The organism is Sphingobium nicotianae (genome assembly GCF_018603885.1).
GTDB classification, from domain to species: domain Bacteria; phylum Pseudomonadota; class Alphaproteobacteria; order Sphingomonadales; family Sphingomonadaceae; genus Sphingobium; species Sphingobium nicotianae.
This window is the reverse complement of the sequence record NZ_JAHGAW010000008.1, coordinates 159,287-180,985: the sequence shown is the minus strand read 5'-3', so window position 1 is coordinate 180,985 and position 21,699 is coordinate 159,287. Positions and strand designations below refer to the sequence as shown.

Genomic DNA, 21,699 nt, shown 5'->3' with positions numbered 1-21,699 from the left:
TCCCACAAAAATCACGTGCCCCCGGTTTACATCTTAACCTCTCGCCTTTAGAGGCGCGGCCCATGTCGATGATGATCGCCAAGCCGATTAGCATTAAACCGACCCGCGCTCGCGGGGCGGTTTCGGATGCGCGCGCGGCCTGAGGGCCCGACGATCCGGACCCAAGCCCCGCGAAGAGCGCGGGGCACTTTCCACCGAAAGCTGATCCCCGCGCCTTCCACCAACAGGAAGGAAGTTGATCATGGTTGCCCGTTTCTCCTCCAATGCCCGCCTGAATGTCGGCGTAGTCGGCGCCACCGGCCTCGTCGGGTCGATGATGCGCCAGCTGCTCGCCGAGCGCGAATTCCCGGTCGGCACGCTGCGCCTCTTCGCCTCGGCCCGCTCGGCCGGTTCGCAGGTCGAATGGAACGGCCAGCAGATCACGGTCGAAGATGCCTCGACCGCCGACTTCACCGGGCTCGACATCGTCTTCTTCTCGGCCGGCGGATCGACCAGCAAGGCGCTGGCGCCGAAGGTCGCGGCGGCGGGCGCGATCGTGGTCGACAACAGCTCGGCCTGGCGCAGCGACCCGGACGTGCCGCTGGTCGTCTCCGAAGTGAACCCGCATGCGCTGGCGAACATCCCCAAGGGCATCGTCGCCAACCCCAATTGCACGACCATGGCCGCGATGCCGGTACTCAAGCCCCTGCATGAGGCGGCCGGGCTCAAGCGGCTGATCGTCGCCACCTATCAGGCGGTGTCGGGTGGCGGCATGGAGGGGATCGACGTGCTCGCCCGCCAGATCGATGCCGTGGGCAGTCGCGCCCGCGAGCTGGCCTTCGAGGGCAATGCCGAGTTCGTGCCCGCGCCGGAGAAATGGGCGGTGCCGATCGCCAACAATGTCGTGCCGCTCAATTATGTGCTGGGCGAGGACGGTTATACCGAGGAGGAGCTGAAGCTGCGCGACGAGAGCCGCAAGATCCTCGAGATCCCCGGTCTGCCCGTCTCGGGCACCTGCGTACGTGTGCCCGTGTTCACCGGCCATTCGCTCTCGATCAACGCCGAGTTCGAGCGGCCGATCGACGTGCAGACTGCGCTCGGCCTGCTCGCCAGGGCGCCCGGCGTGGTGGTGAGCGACGTGCCGAACCCGCTGGAAGCGACTGGCGCCGATCCGGTCTTCGTCGGCCGCGTCCGCCCGGACCGCACGGTGGAGCATGGCCTCGCGCTGTTCGTCGTCGGCGACAATCTGCGCAAGGGCGCGGCGCTGAACGCCATCCAGATCGGTGAGGTGCTCTGCGGGCGGTAACCTGTTCCTCCCCATCGCAGATGGGGAGGGGGACCACGAAGTGGTGGAGGGGAATGGCGCTCCCTATCGCCTGTCGGCGACTCCCCTCCACCGCCTTCGGCGGTCCCCCTCCCCAAGCGCGCTTGGGGAGGAATAGGCAGTGCGCAATTTTCTTGCTTTCTTGTGCAATGCACCCTATCTGCCTCCTCAGCGTCCGGCCCTGGCTTCTCAAAGTCAGCGCAATCCCGAGCCGCGTGAGGCCCCGCGTAATCGCATACGGGCCGCCGGGACTGACGGACGCATAACCGCTTAAGCAGCCTTCTTCACGCAGGGTCGCCATAACGAACCCTGCCGCGCCCGCGCCATAGATGCGCGCGCGCCGCAAAATCATATTGAGACGATTTTCATGTCATTCTTCGAACAGCTCGGTCTGGCCGAGCCTATCCTTCGCGCACTCAGCACGAAGGGCTATTCCGACCCCACGCCGATCCAGAGCCAGGCCATTCCCGCGCTCATGGAGGGTCGCGACCTGCTCGGCATCGCGCAGACCGGCACCGGCAAGACGGCGGCCTTCTCGCTGCCCTCGCTGCATCGCCTGTCCCTCAATCCCCAGCCGCGCAAGCCGGCCTCCTGCCGCATGCTGGTGCTCTCGCCGACCCGCGAGCTCGCCGCGCAGATCGCCGAGAATATGCGTGGCTATGCCAAATATCTCGCGCTCAACGTGCAGTGCATCTTCGGCGGCGTGCCCGTCGGCAAGCAGGCGCGTGCGCTGGTGCCCGGCGCCGACATTCTCGTCGCGACGCCCGGCCGCTTGCTCGACCTGATCGAGCAGCGCGCGCTGACGCTGCGCAATGTCGAGATCTTCGTGCTCGACGAGGCCGACCAGATGATGGACCTCGGCTTCATCAAGCCGCTCACCCAGATCGCCAAGATGCTGCCGGCCGAGCGCCAGAGCCTGTTCTTCTCGGCGACCATGCCGCAGTCGATCGCCGAGCTGGGCAAGCGCTTCATCAACGATCCGGTCAAGGTCTCGGTCGCCCCGCAGTCGACGACGGCCGAGCGCGTCGAGCAATATGCGACCTACGTCAATCAGGCGGAGAAGCAGGCCCTGCTGACCCTGCGCCTGCGCGAGACGATGACCAGCGAAGCGCTTGACCGCGCGCTGGTCTTCACCCGTACCAAGCATGGCGCAGACCGCGTGACCAAGCATCTCGTCGCCGCCGGCATCGGCGCGGCTGCCATTCACGGCAACAAGAGCCAGGGCCAGCGGACCGCGGCGCTGCAGGGCTTCCGCACCGGCGCGATCCGCGTGCTGGTCGCCACCGACATTGCCGCACGCGGCATCGACGTGACGGGCGTGTCCCACGTCTTCAACTTCGAGCTGCCGAACGTCGCCGAGCAATATGTCCACCGCATCGGCCGCACGGCCCGCGCGGGGGCGGACGGCATCGCGATGAGCTTCGTTGCGCCGGACGAGAAGCCCTATCTGCGCGACATCGAGAAGCTGACCCGCATCAAGCTGACCGAGATGCCGCTGCCGGAAGATTTCGTCGTGGAGGCGCGGCGCCTGCCGCTGCCCTCCAAGAAGGCGGTGGACGAGGCCGTACATGGCGATGCCGGCCGTGGCCGTCAGGGTCGCGGTGGCGGTCGCCCCGGCACCGGGCGCGATGGTCAGCAGCGTGGCGGCGAACGCGGCGGCGAACGGCGTACGCACGGCGGCCCCGGCCGGAATCGTGACGAGGCCCCACGCCACAGCGAGCCCCGTCGCGACGAGCGCGGCCGCAACGATCATGCTCCGCGTGTCGCCACTGCGCAGGTCCGCGACGAGGCGCCGCGCCACAATGGCGAGCGTCGCCCCGTTGCAATCGAGATCAGCGGTCAACGCCCTGCCTGGGTCAATCGCGCGCAGGAGGGTCGCCAGGGCCATGACGGGCGCGTTGCCCGCGACGAGCGCGGCGGCCATCATGGCCAGCGCAATGCCGGTGGGCGGCACGGCGAATCGCGCAATGGCGACGGCCGTCATCAGGGTCAGGGCCGTCCCGGCTTCGATCCGCTGAAGGTCTATTCCGATGCAGCCACCTCGTCGGGCGGCGAGCCGATGCCCAAGCGCATGCGCGACGGCGTCCAGCCGCAGGGCAATCCGCGCGGTGACGGTGCGCCGCGTGGAGGCAAGCCGCAGGGCCAGCGCCGTTTCGGCGGTGGCGGGCGTCCGCAAGGCGGCAACGGCGGTGGTCGCCGCAGTGGTGCCGGCCGCGCGGGCTAAGCCAGCACCGTCAAAACCCTCTCCGTTCGTTTCGAGCTGAGGTTCGAGCTTGTCGAGAACCGGAGTCGAGAAAGGCAGCTCGGCGTTGCGTTCTCGACAGCCGTCTCGACAAGCTCGACGGCCGCTCGAACCGAACGGACAGAGACAAAGGGCGGGCGCGCAGGCACCCGCCCTTTTTCAATGCAGATGCTTCAGCTTGTCCGGATTGCGCATGATATAGATCGCCGCGACCTTGCCGTCCTCGATCTCCAGCGCCGTGGTCTGGATCTCGCCGTCCGCCTCCATCGTGACGAAGCCGGGCAGGCCATTGACGAAGCCCGCCCGCACCAGCGTCGAGCCGTGCTTGCGGAACAGCACGCTCAGCACCTTGCTGAGGTGCATCACCCGCCGGAAGCCGGCAACCACCTCCAGCGCCGCGTTGCGCTTGCCGCCGCCGTCGCTGTGCATGCTCACGTCCGCCGCGAGCATCGCGCCGAGCGCGGTCATGTCGCCGGTGCGGGATGCCGCGAAGAAGGCATTGGCGATCTCCAGCCCCTTCTGTCGTTCGACCTGAAAACGCGGCCGCGCCGCCCGGACATGATCGCGCGCGCGGGCGGCGAGCTGGCGGGTCGCGGCCGGATCGCGCCCGATCGTGCCCGCCACTTCCTCGAAGCCGACGCCGAACACGTCGTGCAGCAGGAAGGCGGCGCGCTCCAGCGGGGAGAGCCGCTCCAGCGCCAGCATCAGCGGCAGGGTGACGTCCTCCGCTTCCTCCTCCTCCACGATCGGATCGGGCAGCCACGGGCCGACATAGGTCTCACGCTGGTGGCGAGCCGACTTGAGCTGATCGAGGCAGAGGCGCGTCACCGTCCGCCGCAAAAAGGCCTCCGGCTCGCGCACCTCTGCGCGATCGACGCCCAGCCAGCGGATGAACGCCTCCTGCACCACATCCTCGGCATCGGCGACCGAGCCAAGCATGCGATAGGCGACGCGGATCAGCCGGGGACGCAGTGGATCGAAGCTCACCGCCGCGTCGTCCGGCGCGCCCGGCTGCGTCCCCGTCCGCATCAGGCCGCGGCCTTGGCAGGCGTCTCGTACCAGAGGCCGAAGCCGACCGCGATCCGGTTCCAGCCATTGATGATGTTGATCATCAGAGTGAGGTTCACCTGCTCCTCCGCCGTGAAATGCGCGGCCAGCGCGGCATGGGCCGCTTCCTGGCTGTGGCCCTGCGCAATGGTCGTCAGCGCCTCCGTCCAGGCGAGGGCAGCGCGCTCGCGGTCGGTATAGCATGGCGCCTCGCGCCAGGCCGAGAGGAGATAGATGCGCTGCTCGGTCTCGCCATGGGCGCGGGCGTCGACGCTGTGCATGTTGATGCAGTTGGCGCACTGGTTGATCTGCGAGGAGCGGATCTTGACCAGCTCGACGAGGTCGGGCTCCAGCCCCTTCTCGACGGCCATGGAGACGGCGGTCCACTGCTTCATGAGCGAGGGCGAGGCGGCATAGGGGTCAAGCTTGGCGGTCATGTCTTTGTCCTTTGCTAGGTTGCACGGACATGACGAGCGGAGATCGGCCGGTGTGACATGGGCTCGAATCATTTTCATTCCCCGTTCGGTTCGAGCGACCATCGAGCGAAGTCGAGATGGTTGTCGAGAACTGCGACCAAGGGCAGATTTCTCGACTCCGGTTCTCGACTTCGCTCGAACCTCAGCTCGAAACGAACGGAATTGGAGGGGACTGCCTAATCGCTCGCCGCCAACCTTACCCCGAAGCCGATCATCAGCACGCCGCTCACCCGCTCGATCCATTTGCGGCCGCGCCGGTAGCTGCGCGCCAGCGGGCCGGTGGCGAGGATCATGACGACCGTGCCGTACCAGCTCAGCACCAGGATCAAGACCAGCACGAGAGCGGCCCAGAGCGTCGCGGTCTTGTCCGGCGCGGGCGCGGCGGCGGAGAAGGCCGAGCTGTAGAAGGCGATCGCCTTGGCATTGGAGAGATTGGTGGCGAGGCCGGCGCGATAGGCGTCGATCAGGCCGCGCCGCGCCGACTGCCCGGCCGGCGCCTCGCGCGGCGGCTTGCTCGCCGCCAGCCACAGCTTGATGCCGGCCCAGACCAGATAGGAGGCGCCGGCGATGCGCAGCACGAGATGCGTCCAGGGAAAGAGCTTGAAGATGATGGTGAGGCCGAACAGGCTGGCCGCCGCCCACATCATACTGACCGTCGCCACGCCGGCCACCGTGGCGAACGCCTCGGTGCGGCCGCGCAGCATGGCGCGCTGCGCGACCACCAGGAAGTTCGGCCCCGGGCTGATCACGCCCAATGCGAAGATGACGGCGATGTGGAAAAGCGGGGTCCAGTCGATCATGTCCGGCCGATAGCATCGCGATCGTGCACCGGGAAGCGATCGGTTCTGGACAGGCCCCCTCCCCCCTCGCTATCGCCGCGAGCCGATCAACCCCATCCCCAACTTTCTGGAGTGCCAATTCCCATGAGCGACAATATCTCCGCCGACCAGCTCCGCCTTCTCATCGAGCGCATTGAGCGCCTGGAGGAAGAGAAGAAGGGCATCGCGGACGACATCAAGGACGTTTATGGTGAGGCCAAGGCAACCGGCTTCGACGTGAAGACGATGCGTTCGATCGTCCGCCTGCGGAAGATGGAAAAGCATCATCGCGAGGAAGCCGAGATGCTGCTCGAAACTTACAAGGCCGCGCTCGGACTCGACTGACGCGCGGCCGTCAGGGAGATACGGTCATGCATCTCATCGGTTCGCTTGCCTCGCCCTTCGTCCAGCGCTGCCTCATCGTGGCCCATGCCAAGGGTCATGAGATCGACGTTGCGCCGCCACCCGGCGGCTCGATGCAGAGCGCCGAATTCCAGGCGATCAGCCCGATGGGACGGATCCCGATCCTCGCGCTCGACGATGGCAGCCATATGTGCGAATCGGGCGCCATCGTCGCCTATCTGGACGAGGCGCTGAGCGGACCTTCGCTACTGCCGGCGTCGCCCGCCCAGCGTGGCCGGGCGCGCGAGATCGAGGCGATCGCCGTGGTCGAGTTCGCCACCGGCATGCGCCCGTTCCTGGTCCATCGCGTCTTTCGCATGTCGGAGAACGAGCCGGTCGTCACAGCGGCGCTTGCCCAGGCGGAAAAAGGCTGCGTGGCGCTCGCCCGGCTGATGGGCGATGATCCCTATGCCGTCGGCGACAGGCTCAGCATCGCCGACGCGGTGATGGTGCCGTTCGTGACCCTGGCCAGCATCATCTCCATCGTGCCGGAGATCGCTGATCTGCTGACGCGACACAGCTTCCTCACCGCCTATCTCGACCGCGCCCAGGCCGACCCGGTGCTGGCACGCGCCACGAGCGAAATGCGGCAGAGCTTCGCCGCGATCATGGCGCGCAATGCCCAGCCGGCAACGAGCTGAGCCATGGCTGACAATCCCTGGGGCAATGCGCCCACCGAGATGCCCGCCGAGATGATCGTGACGACCACCAACGGCGTCGACGGCCGCCCGGTACAGCGTTATTACGGTATCGTCACCGGCGAGGTGATCGTCGGCGCGAACCTGTTCCGCGACATTTTCGCCAGCATTCGCGACATCGTCGGAGGACGCGCCGGTTCCTATGAGGAAGTGCTCGGCCGCGCCCGCGAGGAGGCCCTCGCCGAGATGCGAACCCGTGCCGCGTCGCTCGGCGCCAATGCCGTCATCGGCGTCGATCTCGATTATGAAGTGCTCGGCTCCAAAGGCTCGATGCTGATGGTCTCGGCGACGGGCACCGCCGTTTACGTCTGACAGGAGAGAGATTGCATGACCGGACGGATCGCCGTCATCACCGGCGCGGGGAGCGGCATCGGTCGCGCCGTCGCCATCACGCTGGCCGGCAAGGGTTACAGGCTGGTGCTGGCGGGACGCCGCGCCGATGCGCTCGACGAGACGGCGGCGCTCTGCGCCGGCGCGGCCGAGGCGCCGCTCTGCGTGCCGACCAATGTCGCCGACGCGGGCTCGGTCAAGGCATTGTTCGATGCGGCGGTGGCGAGCCACGGCCGGGTCGACCTGCTCTTCAACAATGCCGGGCTCAATGGCGGGCGCTTCCACATCGAGGACATGGACATCGCCGCCTTCCGCGAGGTGGTCGACGTCAATCTGACCGGCGCCTTCCTCTGCATGCAGGCCGCCTTCCGCGTCATGAAGGACCAGAGCCCGCAGGGCGGCCGGATCATCAACAACGGCTCCATCTCGGCCTATAGCCCGCGTCCGGACACGGTCGCCTATTGCGCCAGCAAGCATGGCGTCTCGGGCCTCACCAAGGCCGGATCGCTGGAAGGGCGGCGCTACGACATCGCGGTTGGCCAGATCGACATCGGCAATGCGCAAAGCGGCTTTTCCGACAGCTTCGCCCGGGGCGTGCCGCAGGCGGACGGCAGGATGGTGCCCGAGCCGGTGATGAGCGCCAGCCTGGTCGGCGATGCCATCGCCTATATGGACAGCCTGCCGATCGACGCGAACGTCTTCGAACTGACGGTGATGCCGAGCAAGATGCCGTTTGTCGGGCGGGGATGACGGCGCAACCCTCCCCGTTCGCTTCGAGCGGCCGTCGAGCTTGTCGAGACGGCTGTCGAGAACGTCTTCTCGACTCCGGTTCTCAACTTCAGCCAAAGGCTGAAGTTTATCCTGAGCGCCCGCCCTGCGGGCAGTCGAAGGGCTCGAACCTCAGCTCGAAGCGAACGGGGAAAGGTTTCGAGGCCGGGCCATGCTGATCTGCCCCGCCCTCCCCACCGATGCCGCGCGCTGCGCGGACATCTACCGCCCCTTCGTCACCGACAATTGGGTGAGCTTCGAGACCGAGCCGCCAGATGCCGCGGAGATGGCCGCGCGCATCGCCACCTATGGCGCCAGCCACGCCTGGCTGGTCGCGCAGGATGAGGCCGGGACGGTGCTCGGCTATGCCTATGGCAGCCCGCACCGCACCCGCGCCGCCTACCAGACCTCGGCCGACATCGGCATCTATGTCGATCCCCAAGCGGCCCGCCAGGGCATCGGCCGCGCGCTCTATGCCGCGCTTTTTCCGCTGCTGAAGGCCAAGGGCGTCCATGCCGTCTTCGCCGGCATCGCCCTCCCCAACCCCGCCAGCATCGCCCTGCACGAAGCGATGGGTTTCACGCCGGTCGGCATCTATCGCGAGGTCGGCTGGAAGATGGACGGCTGGCGCGACGTCGGCTGGTGGCAGCGGGTGTTATAGTCGCGACAGTCAGGATCGCTCGCACAAACGCTTGTCGAAGTCGGCGGCGATGTCGGCGAGGCTCACGCCTCGAAGATGCGTCAGCAGTAGCACGCGGGCATCGTCCAGGGCGGTGGCCATGGATGCGTTGACGGCCTGTTCGACGAGACAATCCGGCGCCACTGTTGCCGGGCCAAGGGAAAAAAGGCGCGGTTCGCCGAGCGCCTCGTAGATATCCAGCATGCTGATCTGATCGAGCGGGCGGCTGAGGGTCCAGCCTCCGCCATGCCCCTTCACCGATTGGACGTGCCCCGCCTCGCGCAATCCAGCCATGTCGCGACGGACGACGACCGCGTGCGTGCCGAGCATCCGGGCGGCTTCCTCCGAAGTGATCGGTCCGTCCGCGCGCGCCAGATGAATGAGCAGATGCAGCGTTCTGGAGAGACGGGCGTCCAATTGCATGAGACTCTCTATCACGCAACATTTGAGGTTGCAAAACACTCCCAGCGGCGAATATGAAACTCTATAAGTTGCATGAGAGATTCCCATGACCGATACACCAGCACCCATCGACTTCCTTGCCGCCTTCTCCGATCCTGCCGCGGTCGCCCGCTATGCCGAAGGGCCGCGCCGCTTCGTTCCCGGCTTTGCCGACCTCCATCGCATGACCGCGATCCTGCTCGCCGAGCGGGCGCCGGCCGATGCCCATATTCTCGTCCTCGGCGCCGGGGGCGGACTGGAGCTCAAGGCGCTGGCCGATACGCACCCCGGCTGGACATTTGTGGGCGTCGACCCGGCGGAGCAGATGCTGGTCGCCGCGCGGGATCTGATGGGCGACGCAGCCCGGCGCGTCGAATGGGTCAAGGGCTATATCGAGGATGCGCCGCTGGGGCCCTTCGACGGCGCGACCTGCCTGCTGACGCTCCACTTCCTCGGCGCCGAGGAGCGACGACGCACGGTCGCGGAACTGCACCGCCGGCTGAAGCCCCGGGCGCCCTTCGTGGCCGCCCATTCGAGCTTCCCTCAAACCCAGCCAGCCCGCGCCCAATGGCTCGATCGCTACGCCGCATTCGCCATCGCCTCGGGTGTCGCTCCCGATCAGGCCCTTGGTGCCAGAAACGCCGTTGCGGCCAATCTCGATCTCTTCGACCCCGAGAAGGACGCAGCGATCCTTGAACAAGCCGGCTTTCGCGATGTCGCAATGTTCTATGCGGCCTTCACCTGGCGCGGCTGGGTGGGATATGCCTAGGTCGGATCACTGGAGTTCAATCAACCGGATAAGGCCCCTCGGCGAAGATCTCGTCATGATAGCCCTTGCTGCCGACGGCGCGGGCGAGGTCGCTGCGGAAGTCGCAGCCCTGCGCCAGGCAATCGAGCATATGAGCGAAGTCATGGACCGGGGACCAACCGAGCATATCGCGGGCGCGGGCATTCACATAGACGCGATCGAGCGCAGGCGGGAAGGACCAGCCGGCCCGCTCGAACAACGATTCCGCCTGCGGATAATGTCGCTCGATAACGGCGCGGGCATCGCGGTTCAGCAGCGGCAGGTCCGCCTGCGTGAAAGGCGAGGTTGCCGAAACGATGAAGCGGCCGAAACCCAGCGCCGGCGCCTTGGCGAGGGCGAGGCGATGCGCGCTGACGATGTCGGCGATGTCGACGCGGCGGTGGAGCAGTTCGAGCGCCTGGAGATTGTCGCGCGAGAAGGCGCTGCGCCGCCCGGCATTGTCATCCTCCTCCGGGAAGAAGCGCGAGGTGCGCAGGACGATGACCGGCAGCTTACCCCGGCGCCCGACCATCTCGCACAGATGCTCGGCGGCGAGCTTGGTCGATCCATAGATGTTGCGCGGGATCGGCATCACGTCTTCCGTCACCCAGGCGGCCGGCTCGCCGAACGCGGGCGTCATCGCGCTGCCGAAGGTGCTGGTCGTGCTGGTCTGGACGAAGGCGCGGACGCCGGCCGCGATCGCCGCTTCCAGCAGCGCCAGCGTGCCGGAGATGTTGGTGTCCACGAACATCTGGTGGCTGTGCGTAACGACATGCGGCTTGTGCAGCGTCGCGCTGTTGATCACGTCGCCGACGCCGATCATCGCCTCGGCCAACGCCGCGCGATCGGTGATCGAGGCGACGATGTCCGTATAAGGCGACGGCTTGATGTCCATACCCCGCGCCGGCACGCCCTCCGCGCGGAAGCTGCGCATCAGCGCTTCGCCGAGATGTCCGGCGCTGCCGGTGACCAGAATCATGGGTTGCTCCGAAAGCCAGCGAATCACGAACCCAGATAAACCGTTCGCTCTTCGGCAAGCTCAGGGCGAACGGAATTCTTGAGGGAGATCCCGGACTATTCCGCCGCTTTCGCCACGCCCACCAGTGCCGGCCGCAGCAGCCGGTCCTTGATCATGTAGCCGGCCTGCATCTCGTGGACGATCGTGCCCGGCGCCGTGTCGGCGACCGGCATCTCGACCATCGCCTGATGCTTGTTGGGATCGAGTGCCTCGCCGACGGAGACGAATTTCTCCACCCCGTTCTTGCGCAGCACGCTCTCCAGCTCCTTGCCGGTCGCTTCGAGGCCGATGATCAGGCTCTTCATCTTGTCGTCCTCGCGTAGTTCGGCGGGGATCGCATCCAGCGCGCGCGACAGATTGTCGGCGACCGACAGCACGTCCCTCGCGAAGTTGGTCGCCGCGTAAGCGCGCGCGTCGCCCAGCTCCTTCTCCATGCGGCGACGCACATTCTGCGTGTCAGCCATGGCATAGAGCGTTTCCTGCTTGGCGGCCGCCAGCTCTTGCTCGAGCGCGACGATGCGCTGCGCCAGCGTCTCGCCGTCGGCCGGAGCCGATTCCGCACCCTCCGCGATGTCGGCGGCCAGGGTCTCGTTCTCGTTCTTCGTCTCGTCAGTCATGATTACCTGTCATTGCATCAATTTGGTGAGCGTCTGCGCCGTGAAATCCACCATGGGGACGACGCGGGCATAGTTCAACCTCGTCGGGCCGATCACGCCAACCACGCCGACCACATGGCCGCCGGGCCCCCGGTAAGGCGCGGCTATGACCGAAGAGCCGCTCAGGGAAAAGAGCTTGTTCTCAGATCCGATGAAGATCTTGGTCGCCGCGCCCGCCCGCGCGCTGTCGAGCAGGCGGGCAATCTCGCTCTTGCCTTCCAGTTCCTCGAGCAACTGGCGCACGCGCTCCAGGTCGGCGGCGGCATGATCGTCGATGAGATTGGCCTGTCCGCGCACGATCAGCACCGGCCGGTCCGCCGGGTCTCGGCTCCAGGCCGCAAGACCGCGCGCGACGAGATCGCGCGAGGCCTCGTCCAGTTCATGCTCTCCCTCGGAGATCTGCCGCGCCAGCCATTGCTGCGCCTCGCTCAGCGTACGCCCCGTCGCGTGGGCGGACAGGAAATTGGCCGCCTCGATCAGCATCGAGGGCGTCGTGCCCGGCGGCAGATCGACGACGCGGTTCTCGACGCTGCCGTCGGCACCGACCAGCACGGCGAGCGCCTGCGAGGAGGAGAGCCAGGCAAAGCCGAACTGCCTGAGCACCGCCTCGCGGCGCGGGACCATAACCAGCCCGGCGCAGGCCGAGAGGCCCGAGAGCAAGGCCGAGGCGGCATTGAGCGCATCCTCGATCGGCCCCTCGCCGGTCAGTTGACGCTCGATCGCGCGCTTGTCCTCATCATGCGGCTCGGCCGCCTGCATCATCGCGTCGACGAAGAGGCGCAGCCCGCTGTCGGTCGGCATGCGGCCGGCCGAGGTGTGCGGCGCGGCGAGCAGCCCCGCTTCCTCCAGATCCTGCATCACGTTGCGGATCGAGGCCGGCGAGAGCGAGAGGCCGGGCAGCCGGCTGATCGTGCGCGAGCCGACCGGCGCGCCGTCGCCCAGATAGGATTCAACGACGAGACGGAAAATCTCGCGCGCGCGATCGCTGAGTAGATCTATGGCCGGGCCCTTCATTCCGCTAAGCTAGGTGCTCGCTGGACTTTCCTCAACCGCCAAGTAAAGCTTGCGCCGTGAGCGGCCGCGTGGGGGCATGATGACGAACGGGATCGGCACGGGGACGCAGCGCAGGATCAACCCGGCTCTCGTCCTGCTGTTCTGGCTCGCCAATCTCGCCTTTCTCCTACGCTTTGCCGATCGCGACGGCTATGAGGGCGACGATCTCAACAGCATCCTGCCCATGGCGCATCTCGACGCGGCCAAGCAGGGCCTGCTGCTCATCTATCGCTATGGCTGGCAGCCACTGTCCTACGAAACCGCAGCCGCGCTCTGGCGGACGTTCGGCACGCCGGACGCGGTATTCCTGAGCGCCCCATGCGCATCCAGGCGATGAGCACGGCCGAGATCCGCGACAAGGCGCACATGCCCGGCTGGGATCTGCGCATGAAGATCAGCGTCCTGTCGATCGCGCTGAGCCCGGCCGGCTGGCTGCTGCTCGCCGGCGGCGGCCTGGTCTTTATCGATGGGCTGCGCCGCCGCGACTGGCGCGCCTTTGCCTGGGTGATAGCCGCCCTGCCCGCCATCTATCCGGTGCTGAACATTCTCAGCCCCAAATATCTGCTGCCTGCCGTGCCCTTCCTCCTGCTCCTGTTCGTGCGCGCGCAGGAGCTCGCAATGGCGTGGTTCGCCGCGCGGTGGCAAGCGCTGTCGCGGGCCGGGCTGATCGCGGTCACGATCCTCCCCTGGCTGGCCTCGCTGTCGCTGGTCGGCCATGCGCCTTTCCTGTTGCCCGGCCTGTCACCGGTCCGCCCGGTCGGCACCCATGACGGCGCGCGCGGCTATGGCGGCTATGTCTGGCAGATGATCAGGACGGACGCCGCCCCGCTGGAAGCCGGCAATCGTCCGGGCGCGCAGGCGCTCGCCCGCGATCTGGCTTCCGGCGCGACGCCGCGCCTGCTGCTCCTCGGCGGCGAGAATCTCTTCGAGCCCGGCGGCATGGGCTGGCGCCATCTTCAGCTCATCCTCGAGCGGCAAGGCATTCACGGCGTCCTCGTCGCCCCGCATGTCCTGAACTTCGATCTCGGGAGAGGTCGCCGCCTCATTCTCGCACGCGACATGCCTGCGATGGCGACCAGCGGCTATCGGATCATCGACCTGCGCCGGCCCACGGACGAGCGCTGACCCGCTTCAGGCGCTGTTCGCGACAAAATAGACGCCCGCGCAAATCAGGACCAGCCCCACGACCCGCGCCAGCGTCACCGTCTCGCCGAGGAACAGGATCGCGACGCCCATCGCCACGACATAGCCGAGCGAGGCCATGGGATAAGCGATCGACACGGGGACGCGGGACAGCACCCCCAGCCACAGCAGGATGCTGCCGCCGAAACAGATGAACCCGGCCCAGAGCCAGGCATTGCCGAGGAGATGCAGACCGAGCGCGAACGGCTCGCTGAGCGGCGGCAAGGGCGCGGCGACCAGCATCGCCTTGCGCAGGATGATCTGCGCGAAGGCATTGAGCGTCACGCTCGCGACAATGAGAGCGAACAGGGCGAGCGTCATACGTCGGCGATCAGCTTGAGGGGCAGGTGAATGTAGGCGGCGGCGACCAGCACCAAAGCGGAGATGCCGACGAGCTTCAGCGTGATTTTGTCCTTGACGCAGAAGACGATGGGATCGTCGTCCATATGGCCGCGCCGGGCGAGGATGAGGATGCGGCTGAGCAGGTAGATCAGGATCGGGCAGAGCAGCCACAGGATTTCCGGGCTGGCATAGCGCGTCGCGACATAAGGCTGGGTCGTGTAGATGCAGAGCACCAGCGAGGCGCAGAAGGTGCTGGCGCTGCCCATGCCGGCCAGCACCTCGATATCCGCGCCATAATAGCCGCGCCCGGCGATCTTGTTGTCGAGGCTGACCTGCGTGCCGGTGAGCTCGGCACAGCGCTTGGCGATGGCGAGGGTGATGAAGCAGAACATCGCGAACGCCAGCAGCCAGCTCGAAATGGGAATGGCCGCGGCGATGGTCCCCGCGACGATGCGCAGCGTGTAGAGCCCGGCCAGCGTGATCACGTCGACCAGCGCCGCGCGCTTCAGGCGGAAGGAATAAGCGAGCGTCGTCGCGACATAGACGCCCAGCGAGACGACGAACGGTGCGCCGAGAACGACCGCAATGCCGATCGCGATGCCCGACAGGAGCGCGATCGCCACGATCCCGTCGGCAATGCCCACCGCGCCGCTCGCAAAGGGCCGCCGGCTCTTGCGCGGATGGGCGCGATCCGTGTCGAGATCGAGCATGTCGTTGATCATGTAGGTCGCCGAGGCCATCAGCGAGAAGCTGACGAAGGCCAGCACCACCCGGCCGAGTGCCGCGAAATCGAAGAGCTGGTGGGCCGCCGTGATCGAGACGAACAGCAGCAGGTTCTTGGACCATTGATGCGGCCGCGCCGCCTTGACGAGGCCGCGCAGCCTGGAGCGCTCGCCCACGTCGAAATGCTGGCCTACCGTCGCACCCTTCACCCGCGCCGAATGGATGCGCCCGCGCCGACCCGCGAAGTGGGCCGTGCGCGCCGTCAGCCAGATCGGGAAGTCGGCGGCATGATCGCCAATATAGTCATAGCCGCCCTCGCCATGGCGCTCGACCAGCAGGCTGGCCTTGCGCCTGCCCTTGTAATTCTCCGTGCCGCTGCCGGTCGCGCCGTCGAACAGGCCGAGATGGGCCGCGACCATGTCCGCCCAAGCCTGCGGCGAGGCGGTGACCAGATGAATCTCCCGCCCACGCGCGCGCTCGTCCCGCAGAAATTCGACGAGGTCGGCGCGGTATGGCAGCAGGTCGCCGCGCAACACGACGCGCTCGGCAAGGCGCTGCTTGAGATAGGCCTTGCCGTGCAGCAGCCAGATCAGCAGGTGGAAGAGCGCGAAGGGCGACTGCTTGATGTAGCGCACCGCCGCCTCGTGCAGCAGATCGGTGCGGGCGAGCGTGCCGTCAAGATCCACGCACAGCGGCACCTCGCCGGCCACCGTGCTCGCCTGGGGACGGATTGCCGGCGCGCCCTGCTCCGTATCGCCGGTCATGCTGCCTTGCTGCATTCAGGGGCCCTCAAATGCTCGCCAATCGCCGGCGTCGGAATCTCTGCCAGTGGGGCCGCTCTATGGCAAGTGCGAGTTAATCTGGCGTTTCCCGCGTCTTGAACGGCTCGTCGCATGGCGCAAGGCCATCCTCCTTGCGCCCTCGGTGCCGAGTGACCTAAAGGCCGCCCGACATCTTCTTCCCTCTTCCCCCGAAAGGCCGACTCATGCGCCCCTCTGGCCGTGCCCCCGACGAAATGCGTCTTATCACGATGGAGCCGGGCTTCACCGTCCATGCCGAGGGAAGCTGCCTCGTCTCCTTCGGCGACACCCGCGTGCTCTGCACCGCCAGCGTCGAGGAGCGCATCCCCCCCTTCCTGCGCGGCAAGGGCGAAGGCTGGGTGACGGCGGAATATGGCATGCTGCCCCGCGCCACCCACACGCGCGGCAGCCGCGAGGCAGCGAAGGGCAAGCAATCCGGCCGCACGCAGGAGATCCAGCGCCTGATCGGCCGCTCGCTGCGCTCGGTCGTCGACATGAAGCTGCTCGGCGAACGCCAGATCACACTCGATTGCGACGTCATCCAGGCGGACGGCGGCACCCGCACGGCCAGCATCTCCGGCGCCTGGGTTGCGCTGCGCATCGCGGTCGACAAGCTGATCGCCGCCGGCACGCTCACCACCGATCCGATCAAGGCCAAGGTCGCCGCCGTCTCCTGCGGCATCTATGAAGGCACGCCGGTGCTCGACCTCGACTATATCGAGGACAGCAATGCCCATGCCGACGCCAATTTCGTCCTGCTCTCCGACGGCAACATCGCCGAGGCGCAGGCGACCGCGGAAGGCGCCACCTATGACGAGGAAGCGCTGCTGCGCCTGCTCCGCCTCGCCCGCATCGGCTGCACGAACATCTTCGCGGCGCAGGACAAGGCCACGGGGCGGTAAGCTTTTCAATTCTCCGTTCGTGTCGAGCGGTTAGGGAGTGACCCAATCATGACCCGCAAGCTCACCCCCGGCCGCCTCGTCATCGCCAGCCACAATGCCGGCAAGGTGCGCGAGATCACGGCGCTGCTCGGTCCCTATGGCATGGCGCCGGTCTCCGCCGGCGACCTCGGCCTGCCCGAGCCGGACGAGACCGGCACCACCTTCGCGCAGAATGCCACGCTCAAGGCGCTGGCCTCGGCCACCGCCTCCGGCCTCCCTGCCCTCGCCGATGACAGCGGCCTCGACGTCGCCGCGCTCGGCGGACGCCCCGGCGTCTACACCGCCGACTGGGCGGAGCGGCAATGGTTCGAAGGCGAGAAGGGCCGCGACTGGTACATGGCGATGGGCAAGGTCGAGGGTCTGCTCGCGGAACAGGGCAGCGATGTCGACCGCAGCGCCGCCTTCGTCTGCACGCTCTGCCTGGCCTGGCCCGACGGCGGGACGGCGCTGTTCGAAGGCCGTGTCGGCGGCACCCTGGTCTGGCCGCCGCGCGGGTCGCGCGGTTTCGGCTATGATCCGGTCTTCCTGCCCCAAGGCCACAGCGAAACCTTCGGCGAGATGGAGCCAGCCGCCAAGCAGGCGATCAGTCACCGCGCCCGCGCCTTCGCGAAGCTGGTGGCGGACGCGTTCGGGTAAGCACCCGCCGCTTCAGGAGTGAGGCGCGATAGCGGCGATGCGTATGCTCGCGATGCAATCATCGCGGAACGTCCAGCAGCGGTCATCGGCCGGTCATCGCTCGGCGCCGCGTTAACCAGATTATGGTGATTGCGGGCGCTAATGGCTTGCGTCATTTTCAAAAAGGGGGGCCGGTCGCGAATGGCCGCAGACCTGTTCGAGGAACATCGCCAGCTCGTTGCAGCGGCGGAAGCATTGCTGATGATCGCCCGCCGGGAGCCGCCCGCACGTGCCGATCAGATCACGCAGCTTCGCATGCATCTTTCCAACCTCGCCAAGACGCATCTTCGCTCGGAGGACGAGCTGATCATTGCGCCGCTCATCACCAGCGGACGCGCGGGCGAGTTGCCGGAAGCGCAAAGGATCATGGAGGAAATCCGCAACGGCCAACGGATCTACTCCGACCATGTCCGCCGCTGGACATTGCCGGCGGTCGAGGCGGATCGCGCCGGCTATGCCACAGCGCTGGTCGACATGATCGACTATCTGCGCAAGATGATCGAGCGGGAGGAGGCCTATCTCTACTGGCCTGCGCTCAGGCTGCTCAGCGCAGACCGATGCACTGGCTGACATTTCGTCCCGTTTCGCTATAGCGGGGCGATGACCGCCCCGGCGCCGCTCGCCCTCTATATCCACTGGCCGTTCTGCGTCGCCAAGTGCCCCTATTGCGACTTCAACAGTCACGTGCGCGACAGCGTCGACCAGGCCGCGTGGCGGGCGGCGCTGCTCGCCGATCTCGCGCATGAAGCCGCCATGCTGCCCGGCCGCGCGCTCGGTTCGATCTTCTTCGGCGGCGGCACCCCGTCGCTGATGCCGCCCCAGACGATCGCCGCCCTGATCGCCGCGGCGGCAGGACACTGGTCGTTCGCGCCCGACATCGAGATCAGCATGGAGGCCAATCCCAACAGTGCCGAGGCGGCGCGCTTCGCGCAGGTCGCCGATGCCGGGGTCAACCGCCTGTCGCTCGGCCTGCAGGCGCTCGACGAGGCCGCGCTTCGCTTCCTCGGCCGGGCACACGATGTGACGGAGGGACTGGCCGCGCTCGATGCCGCGCAGCGCAGCGTCGAGCGGGTCAGCATCGACCTCATCTATGCCCGCCCCGGCCAGAGCCTTGCGGAATGGGAATCCGAGCTTCGCCGCGCCCTAGCCTTCGGCACCGATCATCTCTCGCTCTATCAGCTCACCATCGAGCCGGGCACGCGCTTCGAGACGGATGTGCGCAAGGGCGATTTCATCCCCGCCGATCCCGATCATGCCGCCGAGCTGTTCGAGATGACGCAGGCGATGACCGCCGCCGCGAACCGCCCGGCCTATGAAGTCTCGAACCATGCCGCGCCCGGTCAGGAGAGCCGGCACAATCTCGCTTATTGGCGCTATGGCGATTATGCCGGCATCGGCCCCGGCGCCCATGGCCGGCGCGGCGGCCTCGCCACGGTGCGCCACAGGAAACCGGAAAACTGGATGACGGCCTTGGCCCGCAACGGCCATGGCCTCTGCGAGGAACGCGCGCTCGAACCGGCCGAGCGCGCCGCCGAGGCGCTGATGATGGGCCTGCGACTAGGCGAGGGCGTGGATCTGCGAGTTCTCGCCGCACGGACCGGGCTCTCGCCGAATGCACTGGTCGACGACGCCGCCGTGACGCGCCTCACCGGTCACGGACTGCTCAGCCGCGCCGGCGATCGCCTGACGGTGACGCCACAAGGCATGCTCCTCCTCGACGGCATCCTCGCCGAGATCGTGGCGGCCTGAGCCATGTGCGTCCTTGCCTTCGCCTGGCAGGCCCATCCGCGCTGGCGGCTCGTCATGGCGGGCAATCGCGACGAACTGCATGATCGCCCGGCCGCACCGCTCGCCCGCTGGGACGATCCGGACCATGTCATTGCCGGCCGCGATCTGCAGGCGGGCGGGACATGGGCTGGCATCTCGACGGAGGGGCGCTTCGCCGTCATCACCAATCTGCGCGGCTATGGCCCGCCCCGGCCGGGCATGGCCTCGCGCGGGGAACTGGTCGCCAATCTGCTGTCGCGCCGGGGGCCATACGATAATCCGATGGCGCTGGACCCCGACGCGTTCAATCCGTTCAACCTGATCGTCGCCGATACAGTCCAGGCCCACTTCCTGACCGGCCATCCGCGCCATGGTCTGAGCCGCTTCTTCCGCCCGCGGCGGATCCTGCCTGCGCTGCTGACGCCCGGCATCTATGGCCTTTCCAACGGCGCCCTGGAGGCGCCCTGGCCCAAGACGCTCCAGCTCAAGGCGGCTCTGCAGGCCTGGCTGGCGGCGGACTCGGCGGATCCGACCGCGCTGTTCGCGCCGCTGCGCGACGAAGAGCTGGCCCCCATGGGCACGCCGCCCGACGAGCCGTCCGACATGCCGCAAGAGGCTCTGCAATCGCCGGTCTTCATCCGCAATCCCGTCTATGGCACGCGCTGCAGCACCATCGTCGCGGTCGAGAATGGCGGCGCCGGCCAGATCATCGAGCGACGCTTTGATGCTTCGGGAGACGTGGCGGGTGAGAAGACGGAAACGTTCCGCTGGCCCTCGCTGATCATGCTCGGATCGGCGCCGCGCCTGTGAGCGCCACCGTCAGCGGATCGCCATCTCGAACAGGTTGAGCAACAATTCGAAGGCGATCAGCGCGATGATCGCCGCCTCGGTGCGAAACGCGCGTTTGTCCTGCACGATGTTGAGCAGCACGTCCGCAAAGTCGCCGAGCGCGCCGAATTTCAACTCGAGGATTTCGGCACGATCCTTGAGCTCATATTCCGCTTCGAGGCGCGTGTAGAGCCGGTCGAGCCCGGGATGGTCCCACAGCAGGTCGGGCCGCTCGATGACCTGCACCATGCCCATCACGCGGTGACGCGCGGCAAGCACATTGCCCACCAGCTTCATGACCTGGCGGATCGGCAGCGGCGCGCGGCCGTTCTGACGCAGCTCGGAGACGACGGGCGCGGTCCGTTCGAACGCCTCCGAGACCAGGGTTTCGTCGCGCGCCAAAATCACGCTGCGCGACAGGACGGTCGCGACGAGCAACAGCCGTTCGGGGCTGTCATCGGCCAGCACGATCTGGCCGTCGGGGCCGACGCGATCCTCGCTGCCGGTCCGGATGACCAGATTGGCCGTCTCCGCCTCCCGGAAATCGGCGACGTCCGCGATATAGGGCGCCAGCGCGGCGTCGAAACGCTGGGTGGATTGCGCGCTGGCCTGCACCGAGACGACAACGCCATAACGAAAGACGAAGACCATGCCGCCGACCCCGGCGACGCGGATGAAGTCGGCATCCTCGACCAAGGGCCCGGTACGAACGCTTCCGCCCACCAGCCATGCCGTCGCGACCAGCGCGCCCTCGGTCTCCAATGTGCCGGCAATGACCACTTCGGGCGTGCCCGCCAGCCGGGACATCGGTGAAAGGATCGTGCTGATCGGCGGACTCATACCGCCGTCCATGCGCTCATCGGCCGGGAATGCCAACCGCTCCCGTTGCGGCAATGGCCGAGAAACCGGCGGGGACGGCAGCGCCGGCCGTCATCCCCGCCAGCGGGAGTCAGGCGAAGGCGACGGTCGCGGCGCGGCGGCGCATCAGCCCGCCCGTCAGCGCCAGACCCATGATCATCAGCGCCCAGCTCGCCGGCTCGGGCACACCCGGCGGGGGTGGCGGAGGCGGAGGGGTCGCCGTGAAGTCGACCGAAGCCCTGATCCCGCTCAGCGATCCGAACGACTGGCCGGCCGTCTTGGCGAAGCTGAACGAGAGCACGTCACCGGCATGGACCGCGAGGTCGATCGCGCTGATCGTCTGCGCGGTCGAGCGCACGTCGCCATTGTCGACGGTGAGGCTGTTCAGCAGACTGCCGTTGAGCGCCACCGCGATGTCCTGCGAGCGTGTCACGACCGAATGCGCGTACCAGAAGGCGCTGGTGAAGGAGATGGTGCCGTCGCCCGGCGCCGTCCAATCGATCGCTACCGGCGAGCCGTCATTCGGGCCATGGACGAGCACGTCACCGGTCAGGAAGTCGCCATCGGTATAGCCGATCGTGCTGCCGTCCGCCGTCGACTTGAGGATGAACGGCGCCGAAAAGAAATCGCTGCCGCTGCCCCAGTAACCGTTCGCCGCTGCCGCGTTGAGCGAATTGAACGGACTGGTCGGCTGTGCATAATGAGCGAGGCCCGAACCATAGGACCAGGTTCCGTTCGGATTGAGGCTGTCGCTGAAATCGCCGTTCAGGTCATAGACCGTGGCATGCACCGGCGCCGCCGAAACCAGGAGCGCGGCCAGCGCGACTTTGAATTGGACTGTCATAGAAAACTCCCACATGCGCCA

General features: G+C 67.2%; 25 protein-coding genes and 1 pseudogene. 15 read left to right on the top strand and 11 right to left on the bottom strand.

The genetic code is table 11. The features are described 5' to 3' along the window. Positions 1-241: 241 nt before the first annotated feature. Together KK488_RS13420 and KK488_RS13415 are read left to right on the top strand one after the other, a co-directional pair. Positions 242-1,285: an aspartate-semialdehyde dehydrogenase gene (locus KK488_RS13420; RefSeq protein ID WP_214624189.1), complete on the top strand. Its 1,044-nt coding sequence runs from the start codon at positions 242-244 to the stop codon at positions 1,283-1,285. 385 nt (positions 1,286-1,670) lie between these two features. Then, positions 1,671-3,041, top strand: a pseudogene (locus KK488_RS13415) (DEAD/DEAH box helicase); the annotation flags it as partial. Positions 3,042-3,704: 663 nt separating this feature from the next. On the opposite strand, the gene KK488_RS13410 reads toward KK488_RS13415, so the two are convergent. The 3 genes from KK488_RS13410 to KK488_RS13400 all read right to left on the bottom strand — a co-directional run bounded on the left by KK488_RS13410 (position 3,705) and on the right by KK488_RS13400 (position 5,868). Next, positions 3,705-4,574: a sigma-70 family RNA polymerase sigma factor gene (locus KK488_RS13410; protein ID WP_214624187.1), complete on the bottom strand. Its 870-nt coding sequence runs from the start codon at positions 4,572-4,574 to the stop codon at positions 3,705-3,707. Continuing rightward, complete coding sequence (locus KK488_RS13405) at positions 4,574-5,029, bottom strand: carboxymuconolactone decarboxylase family protein (protein WP_214624186.1); 456 nt, start codon at positions 5,027-5,029, stop codon at positions 4,574-4,576. The genes KK488_RS13410 and KK488_RS13405 overlap by 1 nt, the downstream gene beginning before the upstream one ends. Before the next feature lie 215 nt (positions 5,030-5,244). Beyond that, a complete protein-coding gene (locus KK488_RS13400) occupies positions 5,245-5,868 on the bottom strand; it encodes a LysE family translocator (RefSeq protein WP_214624185.1) in 624 nt (207 codons plus the stop codon). Positions 5,869-5,991: 123 nt separating this feature from the next. Here KK488_RS13400 and KK488_RS13395 point away from each other — a divergent pair, with 123 nt between their 5' ends. From KK488_RS13395 to KK488_RS13375, 5 genes are all read left to right on the top strand, one after another. Beyond that, complete coding sequence (locus tag KK488_RS13395; protein ID WP_214624184.1) at positions 5,992-6,231, top strand: DUF2312 domain-containing protein; 240 nt, start codon at positions 5,992-5,994, stop codon at positions 6,229-6,231. A 26-nt stretch (positions 6,232-6,257) separates the two neighbouring features. Beyond that, on the top strand, positions 6,258-6,929 hold the full coding sequence (locus tag KK488_RS13390; protein WP_214624183.1) for a glutathione S-transferase family protein: 672 nt from the start codon (positions 6,258-6,260) through the stop codon (positions 6,927-6,929). Between the two features lie 51 nt (positions 6,930-6,980). Next, complete coding sequence (locus tag KK488_RS13385) at positions 6,981-7,298, top strand: YbjQ family protein (RefSeq protein ID WP_214624289.1); 318 nt, start codon at positions 6,981-6,983, stop codon at positions 7,296-7,298. A gap of 15 nt (positions 7,299-7,313) precedes the next feature. Beyond that, positions 7,314-8,066, top strand: coding sequence for an SDR family oxidoreductase (locus KK488_RS13380; protein WP_214624182.1), 753 nt, complete (start codon positions 7,314-7,316; stop codon positions 8,064-8,066). Between the two features lie 190 nt (positions 8,067-8,256). Then, the gene (locus KK488_RS13375) at positions 8,257-8,745 is read left to right on the top strand and encodes an arsinothricin resistance N-acetyltransferase ArsN1 family B (protein WP_214624181.1); all 489 of its coding nucleotides are present in this window, start codon (positions 8,257-8,259) and stop codon (positions 8,743-8,745) included. 9 nt (positions 8,746-8,754) lie between these two features. Here KK488_RS13375 and KK488_RS13370 read toward each other — a convergent pair whose 3' ends face one another. Next, the gene (locus KK488_RS13370) at positions 8,755-9,186 is read right to left on the bottom strand and encodes an Rrf2 family transcriptional regulator (RefSeq protein WP_214624180.1); all 432 of its coding nucleotides are present in this window, start codon (positions 9,184-9,186) and stop codon (positions 8,755-8,757) included. 85 nt (positions 9,187-9,271) lie between these two features. Between KK488_RS13370 and KK488_RS13365 the strand changes: the two genes are divergently transcribed. Then, complete coding sequence (locus tag KK488_RS13365) at positions 9,272-9,973, top strand: class I SAM-dependent methyltransferase (protein ID WP_214624179.1); 702 nt, start codon at positions 9,272-9,274, stop codon at positions 9,971-9,973. Between the two features lie 16 nt (positions 9,974-9,989). Here KK488_RS13365 and KK488_RS13360 read toward each other — a convergent pair whose 3' ends face one another. The 3 genes from KK488_RS13360 to hrcA form a co-directional block, all read right to left on the bottom strand. Further along, a complete protein-coding gene (locus tag KK488_RS13360) occupies positions 9,990-10,970 on the bottom strand; it encodes an NAD-dependent epimerase/dehydratase family protein (protein WP_214624178.1) in 981 nt (326 codons plus the stop codon). 95 nt (positions 10,971-11,065) lie between these two features. Next, on the bottom strand, positions 11,066-11,626 hold the full coding sequence (gene grpE / locus KK488_RS13355; protein WP_214624177.1) for a nucleotide exchange factor GrpE: 561 nt from the start codon (positions 11,624-11,626) through the stop codon (positions 11,066-11,068). Between the two features lie 9 nt (positions 11,627-11,635). Next, positions 11,636-12,679 (bottom strand): heat-inducible transcriptional repressor HrcA, encoded by a 1,044-nt coding sequence (gene hrcA, locus KK488_RS13350; protein ID WP_214624176.1) that lies wholly within the window; start codon positions 12,677-12,679, stop codon positions 11,636-11,638. A 79-nt stretch (positions 12,680-12,758) separates the two neighbouring features. Between hrcA and KK488_RS13345 the strand changes: the two genes are divergently transcribed. Continuing rightward, positions 12,759-13,055: a hypothetical protein gene (locus tag KK488_RS13345; protein WP_214624175.1), complete on the top strand. Its 297-nt coding sequence runs from the start codon at positions 12,759-12,761 to the stop codon at positions 13,053-13,055. Continuing rightward, complete coding sequence (locus tag KK488_RS13340; protein WP_214624174.1) at positions 13,037-13,843, top strand: hypothetical protein; 807 nt, start codon at positions 13,037-13,039, stop codon at positions 13,841-13,843. The genes KK488_RS13345 and KK488_RS13340 overlap by 19 nt, the downstream gene beginning before the upstream one ends. Positions 13,844-13,849: 6 nt before the next feature. Here KK488_RS13340 and KK488_RS13335 read toward each other — a convergent pair whose 3' ends face one another. Together KK488_RS13335 and KK488_RS13330 are read right to left on the bottom strand one after the other, a co-directional pair. Further along, positions 13,850-14,221 (bottom strand): EamA family transporter, encoded by a 372-nt coding sequence (locus KK488_RS13335; protein ID WP_214624173.1) that lies wholly within the window; start codon positions 14,219-14,221, stop codon positions 13,850-13,852. Next, positions 14,218-15,744, bottom strand: a complete 1,527-nt coding sequence (locus tag KK488_RS13330; RefSeq protein WP_214624172.1) for a UbiA family prenyltransferase — start codon at positions 15,742-15,744, stop codon at positions 14,218-14,220. The genes KK488_RS13335 and KK488_RS13330 overlap by 4 nt, the downstream gene beginning before the upstream one ends. A gap of 206 nt (positions 15,745-15,950) precedes the next feature. Between KK488_RS13330 and rph the strand changes: the two genes are divergently transcribed. The 5 genes from rph to KK488_RS13305 all read left to right on the top strand — a co-directional run bounded on the left by rph (position 15,951) and on the right by KK488_RS13305 (position 19,958). Beyond that, a complete protein-coding gene (gene rph, locus KK488_RS13325; protein WP_214624171.1) occupies positions 15,951-16,667 on the top strand; it encodes a ribonuclease PH in 717 nt (238 codons plus the stop codon). 48 nt (positions 16,668-16,715) lie between these two features. After that, positions 16,716-17,342: an RdgB/HAM1 family non-canonical purine NTP pyrophosphatase gene (gene rdgB / locus KK488_RS13320; RefSeq protein WP_214624170.1), complete on the top strand. Its 627-nt coding sequence runs from the start codon at positions 16,716-16,718 to the stop codon at positions 17,340-17,342. Positions 17,343-17,522: 180 nt separating this feature from the next. After that, on the top strand, positions 17,523-17,951 hold the full coding sequence (locus KK488_RS13315; protein WP_214624169.1) for a hemerythrin domain-containing protein: 429 nt from the start codon (positions 17,523-17,525) through the stop codon (positions 17,949-17,951). A 30-nt stretch (positions 17,952-17,981) separates the two neighbouring features. Next, a complete protein-coding gene (gene hemW / locus KK488_RS13310) occupies positions 17,982-19,130 on the top strand; it encodes a radical SAM family heme chaperone HemW (protein ID WP_214624168.1) in 1,149 nt (382 codons plus the stop codon). A gap of 3 nt (positions 19,131-19,133) precedes the next feature. Continuing rightward, the gene (locus KK488_RS13305) at positions 19,134-19,958 is read left to right on the top strand and encodes an NRDE family protein (protein ID WP_214624167.1); all 825 of its coding nucleotides are present in this window, start codon (positions 19,134-19,136) and stop codon (positions 19,956-19,958) included. A 9-nt stretch (positions 19,959-19,967) separates the two neighbouring features. Here the strand turns inward: KK488_RS13305 and KK488_RS13300 are convergent, their stop codons facing one another. After that, positions 19,968-20,852: an RMD1 family protein gene (locus KK488_RS13300; protein ID WP_214624166.1), complete on the bottom strand. Its 885-nt coding sequence runs from the start codon at positions 20,850-20,852 to the stop codon at positions 19,968-19,970. Between the two features lie 73 nt (positions 20,853-20,925). Next, on the bottom strand, positions 20,926-21,678 hold the full coding sequence (locus KK488_RS13295; protein ID WP_214624165.1) for a PEPxxWA-CTERM sorting domain-containing protein: 753 nt from the start codon (positions 21,676-21,678) through the stop codon (positions 20,926-20,928). Positions 21,679-21,699: the final 21 nt, after the last annotated feature.

Coding starts and splice junctions, on each gene's coding strand:
- KK488_RS13405 (WP_214624186.1), bottom strand. CDS start 5,029: ATGACCGCCAAGCTTGACCCCTATGCCGCCTCGCCCTCGCTCATGAAG.
- KK488_RS13335 (WP_214624173.1), bottom strand. CDS start 14,221: ATGACGCTCGCCCTGTTCGCTCTCATTGTCGCGAGCGTGACGCTCAAT.
- KK488_RS13360 (WP_214624178.1), bottom strand. CDS start 10,970: ATGATTCTGGTCACCGGCAGCGCCGGACATCTCGGCGAAGCGCTGATG.
- KK488_RS13305 (WP_214624167.1), top strand. CDS start 19,134: ATGTGCGTCCTTGCCTTCGCCTGGCAGGCCCATCCGCGCTGGCGGCTC.
- KK488_RS13345 (WP_214624175.1), top strand. CDS start 12,759: ATGACGAACGGGATCGGCACGGGGACGCAGCGCAGGATCAACCCGGCT.
- rph (WP_214624171.1), top strand. CDS start 15,951: ATGCGCCCCTCTGGCCGTGCCCCCGACGAAATGCGTCTTATCACGATG.
- hrcA (WP_214624176.1), bottom strand. CDS start 12,679: ATGAAGGGCCCGGCCATAGATCTACTCAGCGATCGCGCGCGCGAGATT.
- KK488_RS13295 (WP_214624165.1), bottom strand. CDS start 21,678: ATGACAGTCCAATTCAAAGTCGCGCTGGCCGCGCTCCTGGTTTCGGCG.
- KK488_RS13370 (WP_214624180.1), bottom strand. CDS start 9,186: ATGCAATTGGACGCCCGTCTCTCCAGAACGCTGCATCTGCTCATTCAT.
- KK488_RS13410 (WP_214624187.1), bottom strand. CDS start 4,574: ATGCGGACGGGGACGCAGCCGGGCGCGCCGGACGACGCGGCGGTGAGC.
- KK488_RS13390 (WP_214624183.1), top strand. CDS start 6,258: ATGCATCTCATCGGTTCGCTTGCCTCGCCCTTCGTCCAGCGCTGCCTC.
- KK488_RS13375 (WP_214624181.1), top strand. CDS start 8,257: ATGCTGATCTGCCCCGCCCTCCCCACCGATGCCGCGCGCTGCGCGGAC.
- grpE (WP_214624177.1), bottom strand. CDS start 11,626: ATGACTGACGAGACGAAGAACGAGAACGAGACCCTGGCCGCCGACATC.
- KK488_RS13385 (WP_214624289.1), top strand. CDS start 6,981: ATGATCGTGACGACCACCAACGGCGTCGACGGCCGCCCGGTACAGCGT.
- KK488_RS13400 (WP_214624185.1), bottom strand. CDS start 5,868: ATGATCGACTGGACCCCGCTTTTCCACATCGCCGTCATCTTCGCATTG.
- KK488_RS13340 (WP_214624174.1), top strand. CDS start 13,037: ATGCGCATCCAGGCGATGAGCACGGCCGAGATCCGCGACAAGGCGCAC.
- KK488_RS13380 (WP_214624182.1), top strand. CDS start 7,314: ATGACCGGACGGATCGCCGTCATCACCGGCGCGGGGAGCGGCATCGGT.
- KK488_RS13365 (WP_214624179.1), top strand. CDS start 9,272: ATGACCGATACACCAGCACCCATCGACTTCCTTGCCGCCTTCTCCGAT.
- KK488_RS13420 (WP_214624189.1), top strand. CDS start 242: ATGGTTGCCCGTTTCTCCTCCAATGCCCGCCTGAATGTCGGCGTAGTC.
- rdgB (WP_214624170.1), top strand. CDS start 16,716: ATGACCCGCAAGCTCACCCCCGGCCGCCTCGTCATCGCCAGCCACAAT.
- KK488_RS13315 (WP_214624169.1), top strand. CDS start 17,523: ATGGCCGCAGACCTGTTCGAGGAACATCGCCAGCTCGTTGCAGCGGCG.
- hemW (WP_214624168.1), top strand. CDS start 17,982: ATGACCGCCCCGGCGCCGCTCGCCCTCTATATCCACTGGCCGTTCTGC.
- KK488_RS13330 (WP_214624172.1), bottom strand. CDS start 15,744: ATGCAGCAAGGCAGCATGACCGGCGATACGGAGCAGGGCGCGCCGGCA.
- KK488_RS13395 (WP_214624184.1), top strand. CDS start 5,992: ATGAGCGACAATATCTCCGCCGACCAGCTCCGCCTTCTCATCGAGCGC.